This is a genomic window from Hyphomicrobium sp., assembly GCF_035572195.1.
In the GTDB taxonomy this organism is placed as follows: domain Bacteria; phylum Pseudomonadota; class Alphaproteobacteria; order Rhizobiales; family Hyphomicrobiaceae; genus Hyphomicrobium_B.
In genome coordinates this window covers 1-7,077 of sequence record NZ_DATNBA010000085.1, presented here as the reverse complement: position 1 = coordinate 7,077, position 7,077 = coordinate 1, and the positions used below count along the sequence as shown (strand labels likewise).

The 7,077-nt window shown below is 59.4% G+C and carries 7 protein-coding genes; 4 read left to right on the top strand and 3 right to left on the bottom strand.

From position 1 onward, the window contains the following. Positions 1-16 precede the first annotated feature (16 nt). Genes VN623_RS07580 through VN623_RS07570 form a run of 3 tightly spaced genes read right to left on the bottom strand, consistent with a single transcriptional unit; the run spans position 17 to position 2,299 of the window. Positions 17-847, bottom strand: a complete 831-nt coding sequence (locus VN623_RS07580) for a shikimate dehydrogenase (protein ID WP_325569716.1) — start codon at positions 845-847, stop codon at positions 17-19. Further along, positions 844-1,455 (bottom strand): Maf family nucleotide pyrophosphatase, encoded by a 612-nt coding sequence (locus tag VN623_RS07575; protein ID WP_325569714.1) that lies wholly within the window; start codon positions 1,453-1,455, stop codon positions 844-846. The genes VN623_RS07580 and VN623_RS07575 overlap by 4 nt, the downstream gene beginning before the upstream one ends. Beyond that, positions 1,448-2,299, bottom strand: coding sequence for a pyruvate, water dikinase regulatory protein (locus tag VN623_RS07570; RefSeq protein WP_325569712.1), 852 nt, complete (start codon positions 2,297-2,299; stop codon positions 1,448-1,450). The genes VN623_RS07575 and VN623_RS07570 overlap by 8 nt, the downstream gene beginning before the upstream one ends. A 489-nt stretch (positions 2,300-2,788) precedes the next feature. Between VN623_RS07570 and hemE the strand changes: the two genes are divergently transcribed. The 4 genes from hemE to rho all read left to right on the top strand — a co-directional run bounded on the left by hemE (position 2,789) and on the right by rho (position 6,638). Beyond that, entirely contained in the window at positions 2,789-3,796 is a 1,008-nt protein-coding gene (gene hemE / locus VN623_RS07565; RefSeq protein WP_325569710.1) for a uroporphyrinogen decarboxylase, read from the top strand. A gap of 19 nt (positions 3,797-3,815) precedes the next feature. Beyond that, on the top strand, positions 3,816-4,343 hold the full coding sequence (hemJ, locus tag VN623_RS07560; RefSeq protein WP_325569708.1) for a protoporphyrinogen oxidase HemJ: 528 nt from the start codon (positions 3,816-3,818) through the stop codon (positions 4,341-4,343). A 145-nt stretch (positions 4,344-4,488) separates the two neighbouring features. Then, a complete protein-coding gene (locus VN623_RS07555; protein ID WP_325569706.1) occupies positions 4,489-4,794 on the top strand; it encodes a hypothetical protein in 306 nt (101 codons plus the stop codon). A gap of 578 nt (positions 4,795-5,372) precedes the next feature. Then, positions 5,373-6,638 (top strand): transcription termination factor Rho, encoded by a 1,266-nt coding sequence (gene rho / locus VN623_RS07550; protein WP_325569702.1) that lies wholly within the window; start codon positions 5,373-5,375, stop codon positions 6,636-6,638. Positions 6,639-7,077 lie beyond the last annotated feature (439 nt).

The following is a 7,077-nucleotide window of genomic DNA, read 5'->3' as shown; positions in this document are numbered from 1 at the left end:
AATCCGACTACTAGCATCACGAGCCGCTAATATCCTTGGCGATAAGGTCATAGAGTTGCGGCGTTACTTCCGGCCTGATGCCGAACCATTTTTCAAAGCCCGGCACGGCCTGATGCAAAAGCATGCCGAGGCCGTCGACGGCGACGAGACCGTGAGCCTCAGCCGATTTCAGAAATCCGGTTGCGAGCGGCACGTAAACGAGATCGGCGGCAACGGCACCTTTGCGAGCACGGGAGAAATCAATTTCGGGACTACCGGCTTCATTCATTCCGAGTGTCGTTGTGTTTACGATAACGGCTGCTTCCGGGGCGTGCTCTTGCCGCTCTGCCCACGGCCATGCGCTAACGCGACCGCCGAAGTGTTTTGCCAACAGCTCACTCCGTTCGAGCGAACGATTGAAGACGCGGATATCTTCTCTGCCATCTTCGAGGAAGCCGTGGACGACGGCGCGCGCCGATCCACCGGCGCCAAGCACGACGATGGGGCCGGTACCTTTCCGCCAGTCCGGAGCTCTATTTTCGAGATTGGCCATAAAGCCGTAGGTGTCGGTGTTGGCGCAATTCAGCTCTTCATTTTCGAACCAAAGCGTGTTTGCGGCTCCGACTGCGACGGCCGAGGGTTCACGTTTCGAAGCCGCCGAAAACACCGCTTCCTTATGCGGTACCGTCACATTGCAGCCTGCGAAGCCGCGCGCCCGGAGCGAACTCAAAAAGCTCTCGAGGTCTTCGGGCTTCACCGGCTCTTTCGAATAGGCGCCATCGATGCCGTATTGGCGAAGCCAAGCCCCGTGAATGAGCGGCGAACGCGAATGCGTGATGGGCCAGCCGATGACGCAGGCGCGTTTCATGTTGCGACCATTTCTTCCCGGCGAAGGCGCGCCAGAAGCGGCATCAACGGAATGCCGAGAATCGTGAAATAGTCGCCATCGATATCATCGAAGAGCTGCACGCCTAAGCCTTCGATCTCATAGCAGCCGACGCACTGCAGCGCCCGGTCTCCGATCCGCTCCAGATACGATCCGATGAACTCATCGGAAAAATCCCGCATCGCCATTTCGGCCATGGCGCTCGCCTGCCAGTGCACGGTGCCGCCGCGGGCCAGCGCGACCGCCGAAACGAGTTCATGGGTGCGACCACGCAACATCACGAGAATCTCACGCGCCTCGGCGGGGCTGGCAGCTTTGGCAAATATCTTGCCGCCCAGCGCCAACACCTGATCGGCGCCGATAACGAGCGCGTCCGGGTGGGCTTCTGAAACGACCCGGGCTTTTTCTGCGGCGATGGCGGCGGCAATGTCGGCAGATTCGGGCGGCACCTTGGTATTGGTCATCGCATCGCGGATGGCGGCTTCATCGACGTCAGCAGGGATAACTTCGAATGTCAGCCCTGCCGCTTCGAGCATCGCTTTGCGGGCCGCACTGCCGGACGCCAGGATCAATCGCGTCGCGTCAGGCATTGGTCGCTTCCGTTTCCGGCTTCTGACCGGATTTTCGATCCTGGAGAAGCTTAAGAATCATCGTCGCCGATTCTTCGATCGAACGGCGCGTCACATCGATGATCGGCCAACCGTACTGAGCGGCAATTTTTCGCGTGTAGGCAATTTCGGCCGAGATCGCATCGCGATCGACATAGCTCTCGAGATCGCGATCTGCCATCAGCACGGCGCGGTTACGGCGAACGTCGGCAATCCGATCGACGTTAGCGATAAGGCAGACGATGAAGGCTTTGTGCGGTTCGAGGAGTTCGTCGGGCAACGGCACTTGCGGAACCAGAGGCAGATTGGTCGTCTTGTAGCCGCGCTGCGCCAGATAGAGACTCGTCGGAGTTTTCGATGTGCGCGAGATGCCGAGCAAGATGATGTCGGCGTCGCTCAGGTTTTCGGGCAGCCGGCCATCGTCGTGGGCCATTGTGAAGTTCATTGCGTCGATGCGGCGGAAATAATCGGCGTCGAGCACATGCTGGCCGGCGACGGTCGGCGTCTGCGGCGCACCGAGATAACTTTCGAACACCTGCATGATCGGCTGCAACACGGCAAGGCACGGGATCTTGAGACGCTGACAGTGCTGCTCGAGTTCGCCGACAAGCGCCTTGTTGACCACAGTATAGAGAACGATGCCGGGGTCCTTCTCGATGTCGGCCAGAACACGCTTCAGTTGGCGCTGCGTGCGGACAAGCGGATGTACGTGCTCGATCGCGCGGATGTTCTGATACTGCACGGTTGCAGCCTTCGCGATCGCGACCAGCGTTTCGCCTGTCGAATCCGAAACGAGGTGCATGTGGAACATGCTCGGCAGCGTCATAGCCTGCGTCTCGCAAAAAAAGGTCTTAGAGCCTGTTCAAAACCGCGACGTTATCCCGGCCGGGCGATGAGAGGTTCCGGGTTGAGAGAACAACCGTGAACCGGTCCACCGCGATACCCACATCTGACGGAAAGGGAAAGGCTTTGTTCGACTGTCGACCGTCCTTAGGGACAAGCGATCTGTCCAACGGTCCTACGCTGGTTGTCAACAGCTGCTGCATTCGGGTTGAAGACACATGCCGCCAGCAAGCCTTTGATTAACGGAGGGCTTCGCGCTCTATTGCCTCGGGCGGCGGAAAGGCTCTATCCGTCGTGGCAACACAATGGCGATGTTGAACTCCTGTGGACGTGGTGGGGACGACAGGCTGATCCCCGAACAACGCTGTCCTAAGAGTCATAAAAATAATCTTCAAAGAAAATCTAATCTCTTTGAAGTGAAGGGAGTGAAGGCGTGCGAGATCAGGGTAGCGATGCACGGCAACGGCGGTTCATGATGCCGTTTACGGGCACGGGCGTTTCGCCTCCTCCTGTTTGGCTGATGCGCCAGGCTGGCCGCTATCTGCCGGAATATCGCAAGACGCGGGCTGAAGCCGGCAGCTTTCTCGATTTGTGCTATACGCCGCGACTTGCCGCCGAAGTCACGCTGCAGCCGATCCGGCGCTATGGCTTCGATGCCGCGATCCTGTTTTCCGATATTCTGATCGTGCCGGATGCACTCGGCCAGGGCGTCAGATTTGTCGACGGCGAAGGTCCTCGACTTGATCCCGTTCGGACGCTTGAAGATCTGTCCCGACTCGCCCTATCGAGAACGAACGACAAGTTCGCGCTGATTTGTGAAACGGTCGAGCGGCTACGCCAGGAATTGCCGCGCGAGACGGCACTGATTGGATTTTGTGGGGCCCCTTGGACCGTTGCGACGTATGTGGTGGAAGGCCGAGGCTCGCCGGATCAGAGCGCGGCGCGGAGTTGGGCGTATCGCGACCGGGACGGTTTCGCGACCCTCATCGAGCTGTTGACGGATGCGTCGATCGATTATCTCTGCGGCCAAGTTTCAGCCGGCGCCGATGCGCTGCAGATTTTCGACAGCTGGGCCGGAAGTCTGGCCGATGACGAGTTCGAGCGCTGGGTTATCGGACCGACAGCAAAATTGGTTCGTGAGGTTCGCAAACGCCACCCCAGTGTACCGATCATCGGATTTCCGCGTGGCGCGGCAGCGCACCTTGATCGCTACGTCGCGGCGACCGGCATCGATGGCGTCAGCTGCGATACGGCCTGCCCCCTCGGCGTCATGCAAGGAATTGCGAAAGGTGGCACGGTCGTGCAGGGCAACCTCGATCCGCTGTTGCTGGTGAGCGGGGGTACGGCCCTCGATCACAGGATCGACGACATTTGCGCGGCGATGTCGGGCTTGCCTTTCGTCTTCAATCTCGGTCACGGTATCGTTCCCGAAACGCCGCCCGAGCATGTCGCACGCCTCGTCCAGCGTATCAGAACATAAACCTTGAGAAGGTCCGAGCATGACGGAGACAAGGCGGACGCGATCACCTGCGTGGCGCGCTGGGATTGCCGTCGTTGTGACCGCCACAGTGGCGGCCCTGATGATTTTGGTGCTTGGCGCCGACGCCTATCCGTGGATCAAAGCCATCCACGTCATTGCGATCATTTCCTGGATGGCGGGGATGCTCTATCTGCCGCGCCTTTTCGTTTATCACAGCGAGGTGCCGGCCGGCTCGGTGCAGTCGGAAACTTTCAAAGTAATGGAGCAGCGGCTTCTGACGCTGATCATAAACCCAGCGATGGTGATTGCTTGGGTGCTGGGGCTATGGCTGGCTTGGAAGGGCGGCTATTGGGCGGCGCACTGGTTCCACGCCAAGTTGGCCCTCGTCGTGCTTCTTTCAGGACTGCACGGCTATCTGTCGGCGGCGACGCGCGCGTTCGCTGAGGACCGCAATACCAAGCCGGCGCGTCACTGGCGCATCATCAATGAAATTCCGGCCGTGCTGATGGTCGGCATCGTCATCCTAGCCGTCGTCAAGCCGTTCTAGTCACCTCGACGTGAGGCTACGCGGCAAAATCGCGCTGATGTTCCGGTGCCGCAACGCGCCTGAAATCCGCACGCGGCCTGCGTATTCCTATGCCCCGCTCGAGGCGGGTGTGGCAGGTTCCCCAAGCTATCAGGGGAGTACGCAGATGCGCACTATTGCTGTTTCAATGATCGCCGTTCTCGCTGTCGCTGCCGCCACCGTCGCGACCGCGCCGGCTGAGGCCAAATCGTGCTTCAAGAAAGCTGCCGAGGGCGTCGCCCTCACCGAAAGTCTGGCGAAATTCCAGGTCGACGCGGCGCTGCTTCAGGCGACCGACTGGAGCATTTATTTCACCTGGGTCGGAGGCGGCAGCACGCCCGGCTATACGTTCGGTCCGCGTTCGTACAAATGCAGCCCCGGCCAGGTTATGGGTTGGCAATGCAAAGGTTCGGCGACGCTCTGCAAGCTCTGACATCGCGAGACGGTCATGCCGAGCGATCAGATCGGCATGACGTCGACCCTCGAAAACTTCGCGGTGTTGCCAAGCGAGGTAGTTACGGAACTGTGGCGCGGGCTCAGGTCTGGACGTTATCTTGCGCTGTTGCGTTCCCGTTTGGCCGCTTTTGCTGCGCGTTTCGCGGCGTTCTTCACCTTGCGTTGCTTAGCAACGATGCGCCGTCGAAGCCGGTCCGACATCGTGGGCATGATTTGTCCTCCCAGGCAGCAAATTTTGAATTGCCCGATCATGGCCGGCAGGCCATTGGCTCGTAGGCCGTAGTGGCGAAAACTTATTAAAAGCCCGAAGCCGAGATTTTCAAGCCGATCCACTCCCCCCCTTTTGACCACTTTTCAGGCGGCGGGGGACCTGCTATACAGGTCGCGTCCTCATAGGATTTTGGCAGACGGCACGTTTCGACGCGGTTATGCAACCCGTCAGCGTCCACCGCATTACGACAGGGCGCCCGCCTTGTCGCCGTCGTGCCAGGCTCATTTCTCCTCCCACCACCCGATACCGCTCAAAATGCGGCACTCCGCGGAGTTTTCTTTCCAATGAAGCAGATGAAGCTCGAGGACCTGAAGCGGAAATCGCCCGCTGAACTCGTCACCTTTGCCGAAGAGGCCGGTGTCGAGAACGCCTCGACGATGCGCAAGCAGGAGATCATGTTCGCGACGCTGAAGCAGCTCGCGACCCAGGAAACAGAAATCACGGCCATGGGGGTTGTCGAGGTTCTGCAGGATGGCTTCGGCTTCCTCAGATCACCAGAAGCCAACTACCTGCCCGGCCCTGACGACATCTACGTCTCGCCCTCGCAGATCCGCCGCTTTGCGCTTCGCACCGGCGATACCGTCGAAGGCCAGATCCGCTCTCCGAAGGACGGCGAGCGCTACTTTGCCCTTCTCAAGGTCTCGAACATCAATTTCGAAGACCCCGAGATGACCAAGCATAAGAGCCATTTCGACAATCTGACGCCGCTCTATCCGACCAAGTGGCTGAAACTCGAAATCGAAGACCCGACCATCAAGGATTTTTCTTCCCGCGTCATCGACATCGTGTCGCCGCTTGGAAAAGGCCAGCGCGCCTTGATCGTGGCGCCACCCCGGACCGGCAAGACCGTGCTGCTGCAGAATATCGCACACTCGATCACATCCAATCACCCGGAGTGCTACCTGATCGTTCTGCTGATCGATGAGCGCCCGGAAGAAGTCACCGACATGCAGCGCTCCGTCAAAGGCGAGGTGATCTCCTCGACGTTCGACGAGCCGCCATCACGTCACGTGCAGGTTTCGGAAATGGTGATTGAGAAGGCTAAACGTCTTGTCGAGCATAAGCGCGACGTCGTCATCCTGCTCGATTCGATCACGCGCCTGGGTCGTGCCTACAACACGGTTGTACCGTCATCAGGCAAGGTGCTGACCGGCGGCGTCGACAGTAACGCCCTGCAGCGCCCGAAGCGGTTCTTCGGTGCGGCCCGCAATATCGAAGAAGGCGGTTCGCTGACCATTATCGCGACGGCGCTGATCGACACCGGCTCGCGCATGGACGAAGTCATTTTCGAAGAGTTCAAGGGTACCGGCAACTCGGAAATCATTCTGGACCGCAAGGTTTCAGACAAGCGCGTCTTCCCGGCGATCGACGTGTCGCGTTCGGGCACGCGCAAGGAAGACCTGCTGGTTCCGAAGGATCAGCTCAAGAAGGTCTACGTGCTCCGCCGTATCCTCAACCCGATGGGGACGATGGACGGCATCGAATTCTTGATCGACAAGCTTCGGTCGACGAAGACCAACGGCGAGTTTTTCCAGTCGATGAATACGTAGCAAACTGTTTCACGAGAAACACAAAAGGCCGCTCCGAATGGGCGGCCTTTTTTCTTGCGGCGAAACCTTGCCATGACGCCCTGGATGGCCGGGTCGAGCCCGGCCATAAGGTGGAGTGGGGGGTAGGTCGCTTTGAATGGCGCGTTACCCTTCACGCGTCATTGCCGCCCACGCATGCGGAGCATGCTTGACGGCGGCCATCCAGGTGCGCGGGCGCATGTGTCCGAGCAGCAACCCGCGTCGAACGAGACGACGGTGTGACTGGAATGAAAACGTTGAACCCGTTTACTCGGCCGCGTCCAGCATTTGCCGTGCTTCTTGTGCCGGCGTTTTGGCTTCGGCTTCGGCCCGCTTGCGATAGCGCTCCGGTTCGCCTTCGCCGGGCTTATAGATGAACGGCAGAACCAGCTGATCGACGAAGCCTTTCGGAAAATGCGGC

What these genes read in the sequence shown, in the direction of transcription:
- VN623_RS07580 (WP_325569716.1), bottom strand. Translation starts at nt 847, where the DNA reads ATGAAACGCGCCTGCGTCATCGGCTGGCCCATCACGCATTCGCGTTCG.
- VN623_RS07575 (WP_325569714.1), bottom strand. Translation starts at nt 1,455, where the DNA reads ATGCCTGACGCGACGCGATTGATCCTGGCGTCCGGCAGTGCGGCCCGC.
- hemJ (WP_325569708.1), top strand. Translation starts at nt 3,816, where the DNA reads ATGACGGAGACAAGGCGGACGCGATCACCTGCGTGGCGCGCTGGGATT.
- VN623_RS07570 (WP_325569712.1), bottom strand. Translation starts at nt 2,299, where the DNA reads ATGACGCTGCCGAGCATGTTCCACATGCACCTCGTTTCGGATTCGACA.
- rho (WP_325569702.1), top strand. Translation starts at nt 5,373, where the DNA reads ATGAAGCAGATGAAGCTCGAGGACCTGAAGCGGAAATCGCCCGCTGAA.
- hemE (WP_325569710.1), top strand. Translation starts at nt 2,789, where the DNA reads ATGATGCCGTTTACGGGCACGGGCGTTTCGCCTCCTCCTGTTTGGCTG.
- VN623_RS07555 (WP_325569706.1), top strand. Translation starts at nt 4,489, where the DNA reads ATGCGCACTATTGCTGTTTCAATGATCGCCGTTCTCGCTGTCGCTGCC.